The 22,795-nt window shown below is 39.1% G+C and carries 21 protein-coding genes; all 21 read right to left on the reverse strand.

The window, feature by feature from the left end; all coding sequences use genetic code 11:
- Positions 1-86 precede the first annotated feature (86 nt).
- The 21 genes from HMPREF0874_RS03190 to lon all read right to left on the reverse strand — a co-directional run bounded on the left by HMPREF0874_RS03190 (position 87) and on the right by lon (position 22,737).
- Positions 87-251, reverse strand: a complete 165-nt coding sequence (locus tag HMPREF0874_RS03190; RefSeq protein ID WP_004696472.1) for a DUF362 domain-containing protein — start codon at positions 249-251, stop codon at positions 87-89.
- Between the two features lie 491 nt (positions 252-742).
- Positions 743-1,006, reverse strand: a complete 264-nt coding sequence (locus HMPREF0874_RS03195; protein ID WP_004696474.1) for a SemiSWEET family transporter — start codon at positions 1,004-1,006, stop codon at positions 743-745.
- A 239-nt stretch (positions 1,007-1,245) separates the two neighbouring features.
- Complete coding sequence (locus HMPREF0874_RS03200) at positions 1,246-2,547, reverse strand: SLC13 family permease (protein WP_008601431.1); 1,302 nt, start codon at positions 2,545-2,547, stop codon at positions 1,246-1,248.
- Positions 2,548-2,585: 38 nt separating this feature from the next.
- Positions 2,586-2,843, reverse strand: a complete 258-nt coding sequence (locus tag HMPREF0874_RS03205) for a hypothetical protein (RefSeq protein ID WP_008601433.1) — start codon at positions 2,841-2,843, stop codon at positions 2,586-2,588.
- Between the two features lie 194 nt (positions 2,844-3,037).
- Positions 3,038-4,159 (reverse strand): sodium ion-translocating decarboxylase subunit beta, encoded by a 1,122-nt coding sequence (locus HMPREF0874_RS03210; RefSeq protein ID WP_008601435.1) that lies wholly within the window; start codon positions 4,157-4,159, stop codon positions 3,038-3,040.
- A gap of 70 nt (positions 4,160-4,229) precedes the next feature.
- Positions 4,230-4,613 carry a biotin/lipoyl-containing protein gene (locus tag HMPREF0874_RS03215; RefSeq protein WP_008601436.1) on the reverse strand — a complete coding sequence of 128 codons (384 nt, stop codon included), beginning with the start codon at positions 4,611-4,613 and terminating at the stop codon, positions 4,230-4,232.
- A 101-nt stretch (positions 4,614-4,714) separates the two neighbouring features.
- The gene (locus tag HMPREF0874_RS10050; protein ID WP_004696483.1) at positions 4,715-4,882 is read right to left on the reverse strand and encodes a hypothetical protein; all 168 of its coding nucleotides are present in this window, start codon (positions 4,880-4,882) and stop codon (positions 4,715-4,717) included.
- 23 nt (positions 4,883-4,905) lie between these two features.
- Complete coding sequence (locus tag HMPREF0874_RS03220) at positions 4,906-5,250, reverse strand: OadG family protein (RefSeq protein ID WP_039965050.1); 345 nt, start codon at positions 5,248-5,250, stop codon at positions 4,906-4,908.
- Between the two features lie 73 nt (positions 5,251-5,323).
- Entirely contained in the window at positions 5,324-6,853 is a 1,530-nt protein-coding gene (gene mmdA, locus HMPREF0874_RS03225) for a methylmalonyl-CoA decarboxylase subunit alpha (protein WP_004696486.1), read from the reverse strand.
- Between the two features lie 150 nt (positions 6,854-7,003).
- Positions 7,004-7,426: a methylmalonyl-CoA epimerase gene (gene mce, locus HMPREF0874_RS03230; protein ID WP_004696488.1), complete on the reverse strand. Its 423-nt coding sequence runs from the start codon at positions 7,424-7,426 to the stop codon at positions 7,004-7,006.
- 51 nt (positions 7,427-7,477) lie between these two features.
- Positions 7,478-8,416 (reverse strand): methylmalonyl Co-A mutase-associated GTPase MeaB, encoded by a 939-nt coding sequence (gene meaB / locus HMPREF0874_RS03235; protein ID WP_004696489.1) that lies wholly within the window; start codon positions 8,414-8,416, stop codon positions 7,478-7,480.
- A gap of 78 nt (positions 8,417-8,494) precedes the next feature.
- Positions 8,495-8,890: a cobalamin B12-binding domain-containing protein gene (locus tag HMPREF0874_RS03240; protein WP_004696492.1), complete on the reverse strand. Its 396-nt coding sequence runs from the start codon at positions 8,888-8,890 to the stop codon at positions 8,495-8,497.
- A 28-nt stretch (positions 8,891-8,918) separates the two neighbouring features.
- On the reverse strand, positions 8,919-10,565 hold the full coding sequence (locus HMPREF0874_RS03245) for a methylmalonyl-CoA mutase (RefSeq protein WP_008601442.1): 1,647 nt from the start codon (positions 10,563-10,565) through the stop codon (positions 8,919-8,921).
- A 28-nt stretch (positions 10,566-10,593) separates the two neighbouring features.
- Positions 10,594-12,099 (reverse strand): acetyl-CoA hydrolase/transferase family protein, encoded by a 1,506-nt coding sequence (locus HMPREF0874_RS03250; protein WP_004696497.1) that lies wholly within the window; start codon positions 12,097-12,099, stop codon positions 10,594-10,596.
- A gap of 524 nt (positions 12,100-12,623) precedes the next feature.
- The gene (locus tag HMPREF0874_RS03255; protein WP_004696499.1) at positions 12,624-13,862 is read right to left on the reverse strand and encodes an O-antigen ligase; all 1,239 of its coding nucleotides are present in this window, start codon (positions 13,860-13,862) and stop codon (positions 12,624-12,626) included.
- A gap of 9 nt (positions 13,863-13,871) precedes the next feature.
- Positions 13,872-15,179 carry a folylpolyglutamate synthase/dihydrofolate synthase family protein gene (locus tag HMPREF0874_RS03260; protein WP_008601443.1) on the reverse strand — a complete coding sequence of 436 codons (1,308 nt, stop codon included), beginning with the start codon at positions 15,177-15,179 and terminating at the stop codon, positions 13,872-13,874.
- Between the two features lie 12 nt (positions 15,180-15,191).
- Positions 15,192-17,849 (reverse strand): valine--tRNA ligase, encoded by a 2,658-nt coding sequence (locus tag HMPREF0874_RS03265; protein WP_008601444.1) that lies wholly within the window; start codon positions 17,847-17,849, stop codon positions 15,192-15,194.
- Positions 17,850-17,869: 20 nt separating this feature from the next.
- Positions 17,870-18,760: a twin-arginine translocase subunit TatC gene (tatC, locus tag HMPREF0874_RS03270; RefSeq protein WP_008601445.1), complete on the reverse strand. Its 891-nt coding sequence runs from the start codon at positions 18,758-18,760 to the stop codon at positions 17,870-17,872.
- A 1-nt stretch (position 18,761) separates the two neighbouring features.
- Positions 18,762-19,733, reverse strand: coding sequence for a polyprenyl synthetase family protein (locus tag HMPREF0874_RS03275; protein ID WP_008601446.1), 972 nt, complete (start codon positions 19,731-19,733; stop codon positions 18,762-18,764).
- The gene (yihA, locus tag HMPREF0874_RS03280; RefSeq protein ID WP_008601447.1) at positions 19,730-20,428 is read right to left on the reverse strand and encodes a ribosome biogenesis GTP-binding protein YihA/YsxC; all 699 of its coding nucleotides are present in this window, start codon (positions 20,426-20,428) and stop codon (positions 19,730-19,732) included. The genes HMPREF0874_RS03275 and yihA overlap by 4 nt, the downstream gene beginning before the upstream one ends.
- On the reverse strand, positions 20,428-22,737 hold the full coding sequence (lon, locus tag HMPREF0874_RS03285; RefSeq protein ID WP_004696511.1) for an endopeptidase La: 2,310 nt from the start codon (positions 22,735-22,737) through the stop codon (positions 20,428-20,430). The genes yihA and lon overlap by 1 nt, the downstream gene beginning before the upstream one ends.
- Positions 22,738-22,795 lie beyond the last annotated feature (58 nt).

The raw sequence follows: 22,795 nt of genomic DNA on the forward strand, positions 1-22,795 counted from the left end.
TAATTCTTAATAGTCCTATTATACTAAGTTACGCAAATTTAGGCAAAATAAAAAGCCCCTCAATGAGGGGCGTGTTTTATTTGTGATTACTCAGCGGAAATTACAGAAACTGGGCAAACGGATTCGCAAGAACCACAATCGATGCAAGCATCGCCAATTTCGTATTTAGTTTCGCCTTCAGTAATGCAGGAAACTGGGCAAACAGATGCGCAAGAACCACATTTAATGCAACCATCAGCAATAACTCTCATAATTAGGACCTCCATCAAAATATAGATCAGAACTTTTTATTATCATTTAGAAAGGCACTTGCCTCAACTTATGTTCTCATTATCACACAGTTCAAATTGAAAGTCAAATGAAAATGATAAAAAATTATATAATATTTTGCATAATAATTGTTCCTTTTTATCATAAAAAGCCTATATTTATATATATTTTGATATTTCTTTTCATTTATGTAATTGAGTTTAATAATCAATAATTGAGAATACACTAATTATCATTTCAATTAAAATACGTACTACTATACTAGGAATTCAATTATCAATATTTATTATCATAAAAACTATTTTTTTATTACAACAGATTTAACGCTTATCTATATTTTAATCTAACATATAAACTTCACTCTAAAAAAGGCCGAATCATACGATTCGACCTCATTTATATTTATAAAGTAAAGTAATATCTTTACTATTATTCACTATATAACAATAATACTATTTTTTTCTTATAGCACTTAGAAAGATGTTAAGAATGTTAGTGTACCTAAAATAACGCCTGCAAGGTTTGGTACGATTAAAATATAATCACGTTTAGGTGATTTTGTCCAACCATATAATACCCAGATCAAACAGGATACTGCTGCAAATAATGGTTGCCATGGTTGACTAGGTTGACCATGAAGATTAGCAATTATTTGTGGGATATAGGCTAAAAATACAAATACACCAATAAATGCACCAATAGAACCAACTAACATGTTAAATCTTTCTTTTGTCATAGATGACCTCCTTATTCAACATTACATTATTATATCTTACACAATATACTATATCATATTTTTTCGATGTAGTCAATTGTGTAAAATTAATCATGCAAATTAGTTTAATTCATATTGCTTTTGATTACACTTATATGTAATCTATATTAAAATCATATAGACTAAAATCATAAAAAACGAGGCCGAATCTTAGGATTCGACCTCGTGTGTGCTTGTATAGTAGAGTAACCTATTCCCTATTATTTACCAGGGAAGAATGGCCATACCATTGGAATGATAATTAAGCTTACTACGAAGCAAACTAAAATCAATGGAACGCCGGCTTTTACATAATCTGTAAATTTGTATTGGCCAGGACCAAGTACTAGTGTATTTGGAGGTGTACCTACAGGTGTACCGAATGCACAAGATGCAGCAACGCCGATAGCCATCAATACTGCATGAGGGTCAGCGCCCATACCTTGAGCAATGGAGATACCGATAGGTGCCAATAATGCACAAGATGCAGTGTTAGACATGAATTGAGTCATGATACAAGACAATGCAAATAATACTGCTGTTGCAAAGTAAGGGCTAGGATCAGACCCCATAACACCGATTACTGCATCAGCAATCATTTTACCTGCACCAGATTGATCAAGTGCAGTTGCCACTGGCATCATACCAGCGAATAAGAAGATTGTTACCCAGTCAATAGATGTGTAAGCTTGTTTTTCGTTCAAGCAACCAGTTAATACGCAAAGCATTGCGCCAATAACTGCAACCATGCTCAATGGTAAATTAATACCAAAATATGTTTTTAGAGGATCCCCTAAAATCATAGCAATGATTACACCTAAAAGAATAAGACCAGAGTATAATTGTTTCTTAGGATCGTTAGAAATATCTTCAGCAGCTACTTCTTGTTCAACATCACCAGCATCAGTAATTTCATGTTTAGGTAATAGATGTTTACCAACGAGCATCATGAATACGATAGTAGCGATAGTCAAAGGAATACCAATCCAAGCAAATTCAAAGAAACCAAATGGTTCAATGCCAAATTTAGATAATGTACCACTTACAATGATATTAGGTGGTGTACCAACCATTGTAATGATACCACCGATACCTGCAGCAAATGCTAAAGGCATTAATTGGCGAGATGCAGGAATCTTAGCAACAGCACAGATACCAACAACCACAGGAAGTAACGCAGCTGTTGTACCAGTATTAGATAAGAATGCGGACATGGTAGCTGTTACGAGCATAATCGCAAGCATCAAGCCATTTTCGCTAGTCCCTGCATGAGATACTACGGTTTCCCCAATTTTTTGAGCCAAACCAGTGTAGAATAATGCAGCACCAACAACGAACATGCCTGCAAACAACACAACTGTACTATCAGATAAACCAGAGAATACAACCTTAGGAGTAATAATACCCATAAGGCCTAATGTAATTGCGCCGCCTAAAGAAGTAATAGCTAGAGGAATAATTTCCGTAACGAATAAAACAGCCATGACTGCAAGGACGATTAAGGTTTGTTCTGCAGTACCCATACATCATCATCTCCCTTCAGAGAAATGCACTGATATAGTTATAATAGGTATAAAATATAACCTACGATACCAATGGCAGAAGCCATCAAAAAAGTAATCCCATATCCCTCTCTTGTTTTAGGATACCCAAATAATAAAGTTTCACCTAAAAATCCTCGACGATTAAACCAAGAATATTTTGTTCTTTGTTGAAACCACTTAGCTTTGCCTTTATTACCGATAATCAGCGCTGTAATAAAAAAAACAATAAATGCCCATATAAAACAAATCAGTATTTTTAATTCAATTGATAACAAGTGACCACCTCTACTATATATAAAGCACTAGAAGGTTATTCTGTGAAATCTTGCTAATCACCTAATGACCGATCTGAAAAGCATTTATTGCAAATATTCCCTTTTTATGTATGATTACATAATGACCAAGGGCTTTTTGATTCACCAATAGGTGTACCTATTTAGGTACACCTGGGTGAATAATTATTAAATTATTAGTGGTTAGACAACATAGCAAGCATTGTACCTGCAGCTACTGCTGTACCGATAACGCCAGCTACGTTAGGACCCATAGCATGCATGAGCAAGAAGTTAGCTGGGTTAGCTTTCGCACCTACTACTTGAGATACGCGAGCCGCCATTGGAACCGCGGATACACCGGCAGAACCAATAAGTGGATTTGTTTTACCACCATCTACTAAGCTCATCAATTTACCAAATAATACGCCACCAGCAGTACCACCGATAAATGCAACTAAGCCTAAGCAGATAATAAGAATTGTTTGTACGCTTAAGAAATGTTCCGCACTCATTGTTAAACCAGTACCAGTTGCCAAGAAGATTGTAACAGTATTGATTAACGCATTTTGAGAAGTATCGGACAAACGTTCAGTTACGCCAGATTCACGGAACAAGTTACCTAACATCAACATACCTAAAAGGGATGTAATGGAAGGAAGCAATAAGGAAATGAAGATCGTTGCAACAATTGGGAACACGATTTTTTCAAAACGTGTAACTTCACGCAATTGCTCCATAACAATTTCGCGTTCTTTTTGCGTAGTGAATAATTTCATTACAGGCGGTTGAATCAACGGTACCAAGGACATATAGGAATATGCGGCAACCGCGATAGCACCTAATAAATGAGGAGCTAGTTTAGTAGCTAAGTAAATGGATGTAGGGCCGTCAGCACCACCGATGATACCGATAGCAGCTGCTTCTTGAGCTGTGAAGCCAAGCATCATTGCGCCACCTAAAGCAACGAATACGCCGATTTGAGCGGCAGCGCCTAAAAGCAATGTTTTAGGATTAGCAATGAGTGGACCAAAGTCAGTCATTGCACCTACACCTAGGAAAATTAAAGGTGGGAAGATTTCTTGGGAGATACCTGCGCTAATAAGTGCCATAACGCCTTCTTCGAAACCATTACGAGGAATATTGGCAAGTATACAACCAAACGCAATCGGACCCAACAATAAAGGTTCAAACTCTTTAGCAAATGCCAAATACAATAGGATCAAACCTACAAGAATCATAATAGCATTGCCTGTTGTAAATGCGAGGAACCCGCTATCTGTAATAACGGATTGAATCGCAACAGCAAAAGCCTCCATATGCGTTCCCCTTTCACAAATATAAAATTGTTAGATGACGTGGCGCAGCCACGTCATACAACACTTGGTATTAGCCAAGAACAACCATGTCGTCACCAGTGGATACAGTTTGGTTAGCAGATACGCGAACTTCGGAAACTACAGCATCATGTGGAGCTGCGATTTCATTTTGCATTTTCATAGCTTCAAGGATCAACAAAGTTTCGCCTTTTTTAACTGCTTGACCAGCAGATACTGCTACAGATAAGATTTTACCAGGCATTGGAGCTTTTACAGTTTCAGCACCTGCTGGAACTGGAGCTGCTGCTGCAGCAGGAGCTGGTGCAGGAGCTGCTTTAGGAGCTGGAGCTGCTGCTGGAGCTGCTTTAGGAGCTGCTGCAGGAGCCGCTGCTTTCACTTCATTAACTTCTACATCATATGCTGTACCATTTACTGTAACGTTGAATTTTTTCATCTTAAATTCCTCCAAAATGTGTAGTTTCTACACAAAACTTATAAATATTTTTACACATATAAATTGAATAATCCCATGGATTATCAAATTAGCCAATTATCTTATCGATTACCACGCAAACGGCCTTCCATTTTCCAATTGTAGCTTACGATTGGACGGATATGCGCGATTTGATCAGCGGAATAACCCATTGCCGCTAATGCACCAACGATTACTGCTACTACATCTTGAGATGGAGCTTTACCGTTAGTTGTTGTAGCATTGCTCATTACAAATGCCTCCTAAAAATATTTTAACCTCTACCGCTTAAGCGACCTTCCAAGCGCCATTTAGCACTGGTTGCTGTAGGTCGAATAGATGCAATTTGTTCAGATGAGTACCCCATCGCCACAATGGCACCTACGATAGCTGCTACTACTTCACCTTCATTTTGAGCAGATGCATTTGGTGCAGCCACCGGTGTAGCTGCGGGAGCCGCAACAGGTGCACTTGGTGGTACGTCTTTTTTCTTCTTAGTAGGGTCAATCAAATGAACGATTGTCATCAAAATACCTAAAAGAATCAACACAACAAATACAACTGTCATATTAATGGCCATGATTAACCAAGGATTGGTAGTAACTGCTTGTCCTTCCATAATCATTCCCCTTTCTAAAAAAGTAGTAAAGAAAGGTATCTCCCAAATTCGATGATATGTTTACCGAATCGAATTATAATGGAATATTACCATGTTTCTTTGGAGCACGGTTTTCGCGTTTGCTTGCAAGCATAGCCAAAGCGTTGATAACTGCTGGACGAGTTTGTTTAGGTTCGATTACAACATCTACGAAGCCACGTTCTGCAGCTTTGTAAGGAGTCGCAAACTCTTCTACATATTTAGCTGTTTTAGCATCTTTATCTTCGTCTTTCTTGAAGATAATATTAGCTGCACCAGCAGGACCCATTACAGCGATTTCGGATGTAGGCCAAGCATATACTTGGTCTGCGCCTAAATCTTGGGAACACATAGCGAGGTAGGAACCGCCATATGCTTTACGAGTGATGACAGTAATTTTTGGTACTGTAGCTTCAGAGTAAGCATATAACATTTTAGCACCATGACGAATGATACCGCCCCATTCTTGATTTGTGCCAGGCAAGAAACCAGGAACGTCAACAAAGTTAACGATTGGAATATTAAAAGCATCACAGAAACGGATGAAACGGGAAGATTTGTCAGAAGCGTTAATGTCTAAGCAACCAGCCATTACTTTTGGTTGGTTAGCAATGATACCAACGGATTGACCATCAAAACGAGCGAAGCAAGTAATGATATTAGTAGCATAGAATGGTTGTACTTCATAGTATTCGCCATTATCTACAGTAGCTGCGATAACATCTTTCATGTCGTAAGGCATGTTACTGTTATCTGGCAACAAGCTATTCAAGCTTTCATCCTCACGAGTTGGATCGTCACCAGTATCTACCAATGGAGCATCTTCCATATTGTTGGATGGCAAGAAGCCTAATAAGTAACGAATTTGAGCGATACAATCATCTTCATTTTCAGCTGCAAAGTGAGCAACACCAGACACGGAGTTGTGAGCCATTGCACCACCAAGATCTTCAGCGGTTACTTCTTCACCAGTTACAGATTTGATTACTGCAGGACCAGTGATGAACATTTGAGAAGTATTTTTAACCATGTAGATGAAGTCAGTCAATGCTGGAGAATATACAGCACCGCCCGCACATGGGCCCATGATTACGGAAATTTGTGGAATAACACCAGATGCATTTGTATTTTCAAAGAAAATTTTACCGTAACCAGCAAGGGCATCTACTGCTTCTTGAATACGAGCACCGCCGGAATCGTTGATACCAACAATAGGAGCACCCATTTTCATTGCTAAACGTTGTACTTTAACGATTTTAGCAGCATGCATTTCACCAAGAGAACCACCTTCTACAGTGAAATCTTGTGCGAATGCATATACTAAACGACCGTCGATAGTACCATAACCTGTTACTACACCTTCGCCTGGTAATTCTTTCTTTTCTTGACCGAAGTTAACACAACGATGTTTAACGAATTGATCAAGTTCAACGAAGGAATTATCATCGAACAATTTAGCCAAGCGTTCGCGAGCAGTCATTTTACCTTGAGCATGTTGTTTCTCAACGCGTTTTTCGCCGCCACCAGCTTTAACTTTAGCTAGCTTTTCGTGCAATAACTCGATTTTTTCCTGCACTGTTGCCATTATAGCACCTCCAAATAAAACTTGTTACAGTATCATTTTATTTCATAAATGAATAAAGTTCAAGAAGCATACATATTTAATATATAACGTAGAATTATATGTATATGTATATCTACAACTCATATATAGTGATGTGAATTGGATACTGTATTATTTCATACGTTGACATAATTCAAGCAATACACCACCAGTTGCTTTTGGATGTAAGAAAGCAATTGAGGAACCGCCTGCACCATAACGAGGTTTTTCGTCAATCATACGAACGCCTTTAGCCATCAAATCAGCAATAGCATTTTCAATATTGTCAACGCGCAATGCAACGTGTTGGATACCATCACGACCACCATTTTTTTCGATAAATTTACCGATAGGGCCATCTGGAGTTGTAGTTTCTAAGAATTCAAGTTCAGCATCACCACAAGGGAAGAAGGATACTTTTACCTTTTGTTCTTCTACGATTTCGTCTTCAGGAAGATGTTCAATGCCTAATGCATTTTTATAGAATTCTTTAGTTGCTGCTAAATCATTAACACCAATACCGATGTGATCCACTTGTAATACTTTAAAAGCCATTTTGATTATCTCCTTTTCAAGGCTAAATCTCTAATGCTATGTAGTCGCCGTCTACTTTAGCACGCTTGTCATTACGCCATTAACAACTGTATATGGATCGCTTTCGCGTTCATTAACAGCTGCCACTTGGCTATTAAATTCGTCGCTTGTAACAATTTTATCAGCTACATAACGACCAATTTGTTCATTAATCATTGCGATGATTTCATCACGAGTACGTTCTGCCCGACGAGATTCCAATTCACCAGAATCTTCAAGATACTCAAAATGTTCATCTAAAGCGTCGATAAGTTCATCTACGCCTTGGTCTTTACTAGCAATTGTGCGCTTAATTGGTGGGCGCCATTTTACTTCACGAGAATCTAGGTCAAGCATCATTTCAATTTCTACATTCAAACGATCGCAACCATCTCGGTCAGCTTTGTTGATAGCAAATACATCGCCAATTTCAAGAATACCCGCCTTGATAGCTTGGATATCATCACCGAGACCAGGAACCAGTACAACCAATGTAGTATCAGCATTTTTTACAATATCTACTTCAGATTGACCTACGCCTACAGTTTCAATAATTACTAAATCCATGCCAAAGGCATCCATGAGTTTTACAACGTCTGCAGTCTTTTTAGATAATCCACCAAGACTACCACGCGTGCCCATGCTTCGAATGAATACATTTTCATTTAATGTTAAATCATTCATTCGAATACGGTCCCCCAAGATAGCACCTCCAGAGAATGGGCTAGTTGGGTCGATGGCAACGATGCCGATTTTTTTACCTTGATCTAAATAATGTTTAACTACCTTATCGGTCAAAGTACTTTTACCAGCACCAGGGGCCCCTGTAATACCGAGAATACGTGCGTTCCCCGTTTTAGGGTAAATTGCCTTCATAATATCGATGGCATTATCATACTCGTTTTCTACAGCTGTTATGGACCGTGCTAAGGCTAGTCTAGAACCTTCAAAAAGGCCTTTAACTAAATCCATTCGCCTCACCACCTATCTTCGAATATGGGAATAGAGGGGAGCCAACTATTCGAGTTGCACCCCTCTTTGCCCAAGCAATTATTTTACGTTTTCTTTAATAAAGTTAACGATATCGCTAGTTGGTGTGCCAGGTGTGAATACTGCCGCTACGCCAGCTTTTTTCAAGCCAGGGATATCAGCGTCAGGAATAACGCCACCACCGATTACAAGAACATCCCCCATGCCTTTTTCTTTCAAAAGTTCAACAATTTTAGGGAACAATGTATTATGAGCACCAGAAAGAAGAGATAATGCAACTACATTAACGTCTTCAGAAAGCGCTGCTTCAACAATTTGTTCTGGTGTTTGACGAAGACCAGTATAGATTACTTCGAAACCAGCATCGCGAAGTGCGCGTGCTACTACTTTTGCACCACGGTCATGACCATCAAGACCTGGTTTTGCTACAATTACTCTAATACGTTTTTCTGCCATGATATATTACCTCCGAAATCAGCCGATATTATAATGTGGAATGAGCTTCGTATTCACCGAATACTTCGCGCAATACATTACAAATTTCACCCAAAGTAGCATATGTTTTAACTGCTGCAAGAATTAATGGCATCAAGTTAACAGATTCGTCAGCTGCGCCAGCTTTCAAATCAGCTAAGGCTTTATCAACTGCGGCTTGATCGCGGTTAGCACGAACTGCTTGAGTTTTCTTAGATTGGTTAGCACCTACGGAAGCGTCTACGCGAAGCAAGTCTTTTGGCGCTTCTTCTTCAACTTGGAATTTGTTTACGCCAACGATTGTGCGCAAGCCAGATTCAACTTCCATTTGCCATTTGTAAGCGGATTCTTGAATTTCTTTTTGGATGTAGCCTTTTTCGATTGCTACTACAGCGCCGCCCATTTCATCAATTTTCTTGATGTATGCCATAGCTTCGTCATAGATAGCGTTAGTCATAGCTTCAACATAGTAGGAACCGCCCAATGGGTCAACTACGTCAGCCAAACCAGATTCGTAAGCCACGATTTGTTGAGTACGAAGAGCTACTTGTACAGATGCTTCTGTAGGAAGAGCCAAAGCTTCGTCACGAGAGTTTGTATGTAAAGATTGAGTACCACCCATTACAGCTGCTGCAGTTTGAAGAGCAACACGAACGATGTTGTTATCAACTTGTTGCGCAGTCAACATGGAACCAGCTGTTTGAGTATGTACACGAAGCATCATGGATTTTGGTTTTTTAGCACCAAAACGTTCTTTCATGATTGTTGCCCATAAGCGACGAGATGCGCGGAATTTAGCAACTTCTTCAAGTACATTATTATGAGCATTCCAGAAGAAGGAAAGACGACCAGCAAATGTATCAACATCAAGACCAGCTTTCAAAGCTGCTTCTACGTATGCGATACCATCAGCAATTGTAAATGCGATTTCTTGTGCTGCTGTGGAACCTGCTTCACGGATGTGGTAACCGGAAATAGAAATTGTATTCCATTTTGGAACGTATTGAGAACAATATTCGAAGATATTAGTGATCAAACGCATAGATGGTTTTGGAGGGAAAATGTAAGTACCACGAGCTGCATATTCTTTCAAAATATCATTTTGAATAGTACCTTTCAATTCTGTGGAAGGTATACCTTGTTTTTCAGCTACTGCGATATACATTGCCAACAAAACGGATGCTGGAGCGTTGATTGTCATGGAAGTGGATACTTTGCCAAGGTCGATGCCATCGAACAAGATTTCCATATCTGCCAAAGAGTCAATCGCTACACCTACTTTACCAACTTCGCCTTCAGCCATAACATCATCAGAGTCATAACCGATTTGAGTTGGCAAGTCGAACGCACAGGAAAGACCTGTTGCACCAGATTCGATTAGGTAGCGGTAACGTTTGTTAGATTCTTCAGCTGTAGCGAAGCCTGCATACATACGCATTGTCCAGAAACGACCACGGTACATAGTAGGTTGTACGCCACGAGTATAAGGGAATTCGCCAGGCATTCCCAAATCGCGTTCATAATCAAAGCCTTCAATATCAACTGGTGTATACACACGGTTGTATTTTAAGTTTTGACGTTCTGGAGTTTTTGCGCATTTTTCGTCACAAAGTTTGTTGTACTCAGCAATTTGGGCTTTTAAGTTTTCGTAAGCCATGTTTTCATCATCCTCCTAAAAAAACAGGTTATTTTTTCATGCTTCCAGTTTCTGTGAAGCGTTTATGCCAAGAAAGAGCTTCATCAAGCAACATTGGTGTATGGGCATTCTTTGTTGCAGCTAATGCTTTTTCTAGGTATTCAGTTAACATAGGTTTGTAGTCTGGGTGAGCACATTTTTCAATAATCAAACGAGCTCTTTCCACTGGGCTCAAACCACGACAGTCAGCAACACCTTGTTCTGTACAGAAAATCATAGTGTCATGTTCTGGATGATCCACATGGGATACATATGGAACGATAGAACTGATGTCGCCATTTTTAGCAACGGAATTGGTACAGAAGATAGTGAGATATGCACTACGTGCAAAGTCACCAGAACCACCAACACCATTCATCATTTTGCTACCCATAATATGAGTAGAGTTTACATTGCCAAAAATATCAAATTCGATAGCGGTATTCATGGCAATGACACCAATACGACGAGCAATACCAGGGTTATTGGAGATTTCTTGCGGACGAAGAATAATTTTTTTACGATATTCATCAATATTCGCATAGAAACGTTTCAATCCATCTGGAGAAGGACTCAATGCAGTACCGGAACATACAGTTACTTTACCAGCATCGATCAAGTCAAACATACCGTCTTGAATTACTTCTGTATAAATAGATAAATCTGTGAAAGGCCCTTGAGCCAAGCCACTAATTACCGCATTTGCTACAGAACCTACGCCGGATTGCAATGGAAGCAAGTTTTTAGGCAAACGACCTTCTGCAATTTCTTGTTCAAAGAATTTGATAAGATGTTGACTCATTGCCTTTGCATCATCATCAATAGCAGCTAAAGGTCTTGTTGTATCAGGTACATCACTTGGAACCACAGCAATAATTTTGCTAGGATCACAAGGTATTGCTTCTGTACCGATGCGATCGCCGGCCTGTTCCAACGGAATTGGTTTACGATGTGGCGGATCCAACGGTTCATAGATATCATGCATACCAACTAAGGATAATGGTTGAGATACATTTACCTCTACGATAACCTTTTTAGCTTGACTAACAAATGTTGGAGAATTGCCAACAGAGGTAGTCGGTACTAAAGAACCATCTTCGTTGATTTGACATACTTCAATAATTGCTACATCTAAATCTCCGAAAAATCCATAACGAATATTTTGTGCCATTGTGCTTAAATGCATATCGATGTATTTAACATCTCCACTATTTAAAGCCTTTCTCATATCTTTATTGGTTTGATATGGAAAGCGGCGATTAATACCATTAGCACGAGTTAACGCACCATCAGCTTCATCACCTACGGAAGCACCTGTCCACAAATCGATTTTGAATGGTTCTTTTTCCATTCGTTCTGCCAATGCCAATGGCACAACTTTTGCATAACCCGATGGTGTAAAGCCGGAAATACCAACTTTATCATTAGGGTTAATCAACTGAGCTGCATCATAAGCAGTGACAATTTTACCTTGCAGGTCCACATTTTTTACGCGGTCTTTGATGTCTATCACCATAACCATCTCCTTTAAGAGTAACATTGTTAAACGACAATTGAATCTCTTTGGTCTAATACGTTCCTTAAACCGACTTCATCGTAGTCCACATCCAATGTATTGTCAACTTATATGACTAAAATGTATTTTTTATCACACTCCGACTGTGCATTATGACCAAAACGCATAGGTTTTTACATTTTCACATAAGTTTTATTCACACCGATATAACTCACAGGAATTATCAATTTAATAGTATATATTGTTGTTTTTTATGTATATCGAACTATCTCAATACAACATATAGAGCCTTATCAATATAATAAAAAAATAATATATACAGAAACTGACCGCTACACCTCCTATAAAAATATAGATATACAAAAAACCGGTTTTCAAATGCAAGCAATAATGTTCAATTATTCTAACATTAGAAAACCGGTTAAATATACTTAAGCTTACCCTGCTAAGGTATGTATAAATTATACCATACTATGAAATTGTATCGCTACCATAAAACTTACTAATTATACAAAATATACCTTTTACATATGGGCCTTTGTGGAAAGTTGTACTTTCACAAAGGCCCCAACCCAACCAAGGAGTTGCCAAAAAACAATAGTAACTTGATGGCTATAGAGCTCAAAATCAGACAATCCACTAAAAAGAACTCCGATAGCTAAAGCCCCTATACCTATCTGTGCAGCTTGTCGGAACATATCCCCTTTCAAACGAACAGATGTAATAACATGACCGACGATAACTGCTAGGAATGATAGCAAGCCAGGAATACCTGTTTCAGCCAATATATTTAAATATAAATTATGGGCATGATACATCAACACATTAGGACCTTGAATGTAATAGTTATACTCTGGATAAACTAAGTAGAATGTATTCCACCCAATACCAAAGATTGGATTTTCTCGTACGATATACATTGTGCTATCCCATAGAGCCCAGCGAAGATCTGATGACGTATCATGACCTTGGAATATAGACCAAAGTCGTGAAGCAACTTCCCCTTCATAGAAGTATAGAATTAACGGTACCACTAACAAGGATAAGAATAGTCTTCGTTCTACGAAAATAGCCCAATACAGAATCATGGCCGCAAAACTAATCCAAATACCACGCGAATAGGTTAATAACATCGTTAAAAATAGTACAACACCAATGATCAGCATTGTAACAACTTCACGAGTACGATTCTCTTTCATATAAACAAGAATATAGCTAATACATACACTTAGTACCATCAACAGATAAGCCCCTAGCAAATTAGGATTTTGCAATGTAGACGCCATTCGACGCATCAATTTAGGGAATTGTGCTGCATCTACCCATTCTTTTATATGTATATTAGGAACAAATATATACTGATAGGCCCCAATAATGCATACAAGAACGGCTGTACCTAAAAAGGCACGAAGAAAATAGTTCCACTGTTTAGGTGTTCGAATATAGGTACGAACTAAATAGTACATGCCCCCACCCGCTACAATTTGGTAGAACCAGCTCTGAATAGACCAATCCCAGTTTGGGGACATTAACGACGATATACCTGTCCAGATAACAAAGATCATAACAGTCCAAGATAAATAACCTGTCGGCAAACTCAATGATTTACTAGAAATTAAATCATATAATGCCAAACCTATAGCCAACCAGAGAAGTACATCTCCTACCATTGGTTGAAGAGGCATCGCAATAACGACACCATAGATTAATCGTTCAATATAAAAGGTAAGTCGTTTCTGATTAGGAATGAGTGAGAGTTCCATATTCTCACCTCAATGACTCATCTCATGGAAAAACCACTGACGAGCATCCCCTAGAATATATAAAGAACCACATACAGCAATGATATCACCAGTCTTTGTATGTTTGTATGCCAATGCTAATGCAGCCTCAACAGATTCTGCAGTTTGAGCCGTCACCTTAGGTACAGTACGGCGAATCACTTCAACCAAGTTTTCAGGTACCTCTGTTCTATCTGTTGGTGCAGGTACAACGAGGACTGTGTCGCCAGATTTAACCACTTCACGAATAATAGCCTCTTGGTCTTTATCTTTAAGGATAGCCATTACCACCGTTTTCGGTGTGTCCTTAAATAGTTCATTGTACGTCATGGCAAAAGACTCAGCCCCTGCCGCATTGTGAGCACCGTCAAATATAAAGGTACGATCTAAGCCTCGTTTAACTTCAAAGCGCCCCGCCCACGTAGTGCGGGCAAATCCTTCACGCATCGTTTCTTCACTGATGTTCGTATCCTCTTTCATCAACAGGCGTACGGCCATCAATGCACAAGCGAGATTTACAGATTGATGAATGCCAGCCATCGTCGTAAACAACATAGCAGGTGCAGCATCGTTAGAACTAATCGTAATCATTTGACCACCCGTTACAGCGCTACGGCTATCGATACCAAAATCTTTATTAAAAACATAAAGCTTAGCATGTTGTTTTTTAGCTACGTCCTCAATAACATTAAGAGGTGTATCTTGTGCAGCTGTCACTACAGGCACTTTAGATTTGATAATCCCCGCTTTATGGCGTGCAATTTCCTCGACAGTATCACCACAATATGCTTGATGATCTATTGTTACATTAGTAATAACAGATACTTTTGGAGTCACGATATTAGTAGAATCTAGTAAGCCACCTAAACCAACTTCTACTACAGCATAGTCGACACCTTGATCCTTAAAGAATAAAAATGCGGCAGCTGTTAATATTTCAAATTGTGTTGGCGCTTCTATTCCATTACTAATAATAGTATCTACTGCAATCTTTACGCGACTAATTAATTTTCCAAAGGCTTCCTCTGTTATATTTCCATCATTAATTTGAATACGCTCCGTATAGGATTGAAGGTGAGGCGATGTAAATCGCCCCACCCGTAATCCACTTGTAAACAGTGCGTAGGAAATATATGAGGTAACCGAGCCCTTACCATTTGTACCTGTAACATGAACAATTTTATAATCTTCTTGTGGATTCCCTAACACATCCATAAGAGCCGTAATTCGTTCAAGGCCAGGTTTAATACCAAATGAAGATGCCTGCTCCAAATAGGCTAAGGCCTCCTGATATGTCATATAAACCTCCTATTATAAGGTTTCAAGGAACGCTTCACGTTCCAATAACGCTTGTTGTTTTTGTTTATATTCTTCTAACTTTTCTTTTTCTTTTGCTACTACAGCTTCAGGCGCTTTTGCTAAGAAGCCTTGGTTAGACAATTTACCTTCCAAACGAGAAATTTCTTTTTCCATTTGGATTTTTTCCTTTGCAATACGCTCTCTTTCTTTTTCACCGTCAATCAAGTCTTTAAGTAAGAGATATACTTCCATACCATTGACAACGGTTACAGTCGCATTTTCTGGTTTTGGATCATCGGTACTAAGAATTGTTACTTTCTCAGCCCAAGCCAATGTTACGAAGTAGTCACTATGTTCTGCTACAGTTTTAGCTAATGCTTCATCTGTTGGCGCTACGATAACCTCAGCTTTTTTACCTAAAGGCACATTCATTTCAGCACGCATGTTACGAATACCTTTGATAGCATCCATCATAACTTCCATTTGACGTGCTGCCCCTTCAAGATTATCGAATTTCAATGCTTTAGGCCATTTAGTAACAACGATACTATCCCCTTCATGTGGCAAATGTTGCCAAATATGTTCAGTTACGAACGGCATGAATGGATGTAATAATTCGAGCATGTGACGTAAGATCGTTACAAGTAAATATTGAACTGTACGACGATCACGTTCGTCGCTTTCACTATACAAGCGAGGTTTCGCTAATTCAATGTACCAATCGCAGTACGTATTCCAAATGAAATCATATACGGAACTTGCAGCTTCACCAAGTTCGAATTTATCGAGATTAGATGTTACGCTTTGTACTGTTTCATTGTATTTTTGAACAATCCATTGGTCTGCTAATGTCAAATCATCTGCTGTTGGAACGAAACTTTCATCATAATTTGTAAGGTTCATCAATACAAATTTTGATGCATTCCAAATCTTATTGGCGAAGTTACGGTTAGCCTCAACACGTTCCATATAGAAACGCATATCGTTACCAGGTGTGTTGCCAGTTACAAGAGTAAAGCGCAATGCATCAGCACCATATTGGTCGATAACTTCAAGCGGATTAATACCATTGCCCAAAGATTTACTCATTTTACGGCCCTGGCTATCGCGAACAAGACCATGAATAAATACATGTTTAAATGGAATTTCATGTTCAAACTCAAGAGCCATAAAGATCATACGAGCAACCCAGAAGAAGATAATATCGTAACCAGTTACAAGCACACTTGTTGGATACCATTGTTTAAGTTCTGGAGTTTGCTTAGGCCAACCCATTGTGGCAAACGGCCATAAACCAGAGCTAAACCATGTATCAAGAACATCTGGATCTTGTGTAACATGACCGTGGCAATGAGGGCATTCTGTAATATCTTCACGGCTAACGATAGTTTCACCACAGTCATCACAATACCATGCAGGAATGCGATGGCCCCACCACAATTGACGAGAAATAGTCCAATCGCGGATATTTTCAAGCCAGTTCACATATGTTTTTGTAAAACGTTCAGGAACGAACTCTACTTCGTGGTCTTTAACAACCTTAAGAGCGGGCTCTGCCAATGGTTTCATATCTACGAACCATTGTTTAGATACCATTGGTTCGATGATTGTATTACAACGAGAGCAATGACCTACTGCATGGTCATGATCATCGATTTTTTCAAGTAGGCCTAATTCTTTAAGTTCTGCTAATACTTGTTTACGCGCTTCTTCACGAGGTAAGCCATTAAATTTGCCAGCACCTTCATTCATTGTTGCATCATTGTTCATAACAACGATGGAGTCTAAATCATGGCGTTGACCCATTTCAAAGTCATTAGGGTCATGAGCAGGTGTAATTTTTACACAGCCTGTACCGAAGCTAGCATCAACATAGTCATCGGCAATTACAGGAATTTCTCGATTAACAAATGGCAAGATTAATGTTTTACCAATGAGATCTTTATAACGATCATCATCAGGATTTACTGCTACTGCTACGTCACCAAACATTGTTTCTGGACGAGTTGTAGCAACAACAACGAAACGATTATCTTCACCTTTTACAGGATATTTAATATGCCATAAATGGCCATGTTCGTCTTCATGCTCAACTTCAACATCAGATAACGCAGTGGCACAACGAGGACACCAGTTGATGATGCGTTCACCGCGATAGATCAAACCTTTTTCATAAAGGCTTACAAATACTTCGCGCACTGCATGGTAGTATCCTTCATCCAAAGTAAATCGCTCACGAGTCCAGTCACAGGATGCGCCAAGGCTACGGATTTGTTTTACAATAGTATCACCATATTCTTTTTTCCATTCCCACACGCGCTCTACGAATTTTTCACGGCCCAAATCATAGCGAGATTTTCCTTCTTCTTTAGCAAGCATCTCTTCTACTTTGATTTGTGTAGCAATACCAGCGTGGTCTGTACCTGGCATCCACAATACATTGTAGCCTTGCATGCGTTTGAAACGGATGAGGATGTCTTGTAATGTGTTATCAAGGGCATGCCCCATATGCAACATACCAGTTACATTAGGAGGTGGTAATACGATACTAAATGGCTCTTTATTCGTGTCTACTTCTTCGTGAAAGTATCCTTGATTTTCCCAATAAGAATACCATTTGCCTTCTATTTCACCAGGATTATATGTGGTTAAATTTTCGTAGGTTTTCATCGTTCCTCCTAAAAGACTCCTTAGCGCTTCATAATTTTAGCCAATACAAATAGGCTTGTTTCATATAGCAATATCATAGGTAATGCAATCATCGTTTGCGAGAACATATCCGGTGTAGGTGAAATGACAGCACCTATGATAAAGGATATAAGAATAAATATCTTTCGCTTCGTTTTTAAAAAGCGTGATGTAATTAAGTTGAAATATCCCAAAATAATTAAGATCAACGGCAACTCAAAGATAAATCCAAAGGGCAGTACAAAGGATAATACAAAGTCCATATACTGACCAATAGAAAACATCGGCTGTAATTCATCTGTAGCAAAGCCCATAAAGAACTTCACCGCTGCAGGCAATACGAGAAAATAAGAAAATACAATACCTATCCCGAATAGACCAATTGCTACTGGTAAGATCCAGTTAGATAGCTGCTTTTCTCGCACAGTTAGTGCAGGCTTAACAAATAGCCAAATCTGATGCAATATAATGGGAGCGGCTATGACTAGGCCACCTACAACAGACACCTTCATATATGTAAAAAATGCTTCAGTAGGTCTCATATAATAGAGCTTGCCAGCCGGTTTTAGGAGTATTTCCAATAATAAGTCTACATAATAATAAGAAATACAAGTTCCCACAATAACCGCTACAGCTATTATAATCAATCGTTTTCGCAGCTCTGAAAGATGTCCTACAAGGGACAATTCCCTTGCTTCATCCATCATCTTCTGCTCTATAGCCGTATAAACTGGTTCATCTTCCACATCCTCAGGAATGAGTTGAGTTGCCACCTTATATCGTTCTTGCTCAGACTTTTGTTCTGCTTCACGCCGTTTTTGACGAACTACACTGTCAAAAGAAGGTTTTTGCATGGGATATTCGAAATCCGATTTTGGTTCGAATGGTTCCATATTATACCTTTCTATCAGCCAGATTTTCTACAGCCATCACAAGGAATTCCTTCCCTGGGAAATCACGCACTGCAGCGAGTGCCGCTAGAGCATCTTTACAATATTTATCAGCTACAGCTAATGTATTATCAATGCCACCTTGAGCAATAACATAATCAATAATGTCTTGCTCATTACCACCATTATTTAAGCCTTTAATATCTTCAAGCAATTTATCTTTATTACCATCGTTAACGATGCTTAATAACGGATATGTCAATAGTCCCTCTCGAAGATCATTCCCTACAGGCTTTCCCGTCGTTTCCGCTGTTTCACGATAATCCATAATATCGTCTGTAATTTGGAATGCCATGCCTAATGCATGACCATATTTTTTCAACTCTATGATTTCATCCTCTTGCCAATCTCCTAAGAGACCACCAAGCTCCATACAGCCTTCCATGAAGTCTGCTGTTTTCTTTTGCGTCTTTGTCATATAACGCTCTATGCCTTGATCGATGCGATATACATCTTCCATTTGCATGAACTCACCTTCTACGAGGCATGTAATAATATGAGAGAATACTTGAAGATACTTCATATTCGTCATTTCAGATACGATTTTAAATGCTTTAGCAAATAAATAATCACCACTAAGGATAGCTACCTTATTGCCTTTATGCATGTGAATTGTATCCTCCCCACGGCGAATTTCAGCTTGATCTAAAACATCGTCATGGATAAGTGTTGCTAAATGAAGCATTTCAACAGCCTCAGCAATTTTAATGCGTTGACGCTCTATAGATGTACCTGCATTAGCAATCAATAGACACAATTGAGCGCGCAAACGCTTACCACCTGCTGCTGATAACGGTCGAATCAGTGCATTGAAGTCCTCTGCACCGGTATTAAAAGATGATGCAAGAGACTCTTCGACACGCTCTAAATCTAGAGCAATGCGTTCCATAATCTCTAATTCGTTCGTTTGACTCATGCTTCATCTCCTACCAAAATTTTATTGATTCGTTGTTGTAAAAGCTCACGTCCAGTATGCTTTAAAGAGCTGTACAAAATCGGCGGGGTAGCCGTTGGATATAGCTCTTTAATAATAGACAAGTTTGCAGACTTTTCTTTAGCCGTCAATTTATCGGCCTTGGTCACTACAATTTGTAACGGAACACCGGCTTCGACGAGCCAATCAAAGGCCACCTTATCAATGGCCATTTCAGGATGGCGACCATCGATAAGTAAACACAACAACATCAATCGTTCAGAATGTAAAATATAATCGGCAATAAAGGAAGACCACAGATTGCGGTTTCCTTTATTTGTCTTTGCAAAACCATAACCAGGAAGGTCCACGAGAAACCAGTTATATCTGCGTTCCTCGGTGTCAGAAATATCCTCTTTTGATTCAATATCAAAGTAGTTTATCGTCTTAGTCTTACCTGGCTGACCACTAACGAGGGCTAACCCACGATAGTTACATAAAGAATTAATCAACGAAGACTTGCCCACATTAGAGCGTCCAAGGAAGGCGATTTCTACGGTATCCCCTTCAGGATATTGATCCGCCTTCACACAGGAAGTATTATATTTTGCAGCTATAATACGAGGCCCCTTTGGTTCTTTTCGTGTATATTGTGGTTTTGGGCCCATTGGTTTAGTGGATTTTTTCTTCTTTTGCATTACACAAGTGCCTTTGCTAATACTTCATCCATTGTCTTAACTGGCGTAATGATGAGTCCTTCTTTCACAATGTCAGGTAATTCTGCAATATCCTTTTCATTGCCTTTTGGAATCAACACCTCTTTAATACCATGAGACAAGGCTGCTAATAATTTTTCTTTTAAGCCGCCTATTGGTAATACGCGGCCACGCAATGTGATTTCACCAGTCATGGCAATATCAGAACGAACCTTGCGGTTAGTCAAAATAGATACCATAGCTAATGTCATTGTAATACCTGCTGAAGGACCATCTTTAGGGGTTGCCCCTTCTGGCAAGTGAACGTGAATATCAAGCTTTTTATAAAAATCTTCTTCAATCTTTAAAGCTTTTGCATTATGGCGAATATAACTCATAGCCGCTTGACCAGACTCTTGCATAACCTTGCCGAGACTACCAGTTAAAGCCAATTTACCGGTACCATTCATAGTTGTAGCTTCACATGGTAATACTACACCACCAACAGATGTCCAAGCTAATCCATTTACATAGCCAACTTGTGCTTTCTTTTCTCGCTCTTGGTCAACAAAGATTGGTGCGCCTAAGAATTCGTGAAGATTCTTAGTAGTGACTTTTGGTGCGTCTCCGCCTTCTTCAACTACTTTGAAAGCAATCTTACGGCAAATCTTAGCAATTGTTTTCTCTAAAGTACGAACACCTGCTTCGCGAGTATATTCGGAAATTACCTTTCTTAACACAGCATCAGATAATTTAACCTTGTAATCTTCAAGGCCATTTTTCTTAATTTGCTTAGGTGTTAAGTAACGCTTAGCAATTTCTAGTTTTTCTTCTTCCATATAGCTGGACAACTCAATAATTTCCATACGATCTAACAATGGACCAGGAATATTAGATGCTACATTAGCCGTAGTAATCCAGAAAACTTCAGAGAAGTCGAACGGTACTTCGATAAAGTGATCACTAAATGTGCTATTTTGTTCTGGATCCAATACTTCTAATAACGCTGAAGATGGATCACCTTTATAATCAGATGCTAATTTATCAATTTCATCCAATAAAAATACAGGATTCTTAGTACCTACATTTTTTAACCCCTGAATCATACGACCAGGTAAAGCACCAATATAAGTACGTCGATGTCCACGAATTTCAGCTTCATCACGAACACCACCTAAGGATGCACGGATAAACTTACGATTCATTGCTTTAGCAATAGAGGTAGCCAAAGAGGTTTTACCAACGCCTGGTGGGCCTACTAAACAAAGAATAGAGCCACTATTTTTACCAGTTAATTTACGAACCGCTAAAAATTCTAAAATGCGTTTCTTAACCTTTTCAAGGCCATAATGATCGGCCTCGAGCATAGCATGAGCGCCCTTAATATCTAAACGGTCTTCCGTTAATTCGTTCCACGGTAATGCCAATACCCAATCTAGGTAATTGCGCAAAATTGTTGCTTCCGGCATCAATTGAGGCATGCGGCTGTAACGAGAAATTTCTTTATCAATACGCGTATGTACGTCTTCACTTAGATTAAGTGCTTTTAACTTAACTCGTAGTTCTTCTGCCTCCTCCTCGGGATCCCCTTTATCACCCAACTCATCGTGGATAACGCGGATTTTTTCGCGCAAGAAATATTCCTTCTGCGCTTTTTCCATAGATTGACGCACTTGATTATTGATGGAATTTTCCAAATCAGAGATTTGTAATTCCATATTTAAAATGCCTACAATCATGTTAAGACGACGAGCCACAGATAATTCTTCAAGTAACTCTTGACGTTTCAAATTATTAATAGGCAATAGAAATGCAACTTGGTCAGCTAATTCACAAGGATTGCGTAATTCCATAACGCGCGTTACACCTTCATCAGTAACTGATTTAGCTTCTTCTGCCCATTCGCCAAATTTAGCTTGAACCAAACGACGATAAGCTTCAAGCTCTACATCGTCTTCAAATTCAGACGCCACTCGTTCATAGTCTCCTATATAATAAGGGTCCATGCTAGTAATATTCATAAGACGAATACGAGTGATGCCCTCTACAAGAACACGTACTATACCACCTGGTAAGCGCAACATTTGTTTAATTTTTACTAATGTACCCATTTGGGCTAAATCATGAACTGTTGGCGCATCTACAGCATCATCTTTTTGAGTTACGACAGCTAAAATGCGGTCCTCATTCATTGCGGCTTCCACCGCCTTAATGGATTTGTCTCGACCGATATCGAGGTGAATCACGATATTCGGGTATACTACCATGCCTCTGAGAGGTACGGTAGGGATCCCAACTTCGAGTAAATTCATACTTCCTCCAGGTATATATATTATGAAAAGAAACTCATTCCTACACAGAAATGAGTTT

It is taken from the genome of Veillonella sp. 6_1_27 (assembly GCF_000163735.1).
Classification (GTDB): Bacteria; Bacillota; Negativicutes; order Veillonellales; family Veillonellaceae; genus Veillonella; species Veillonella parvula_A.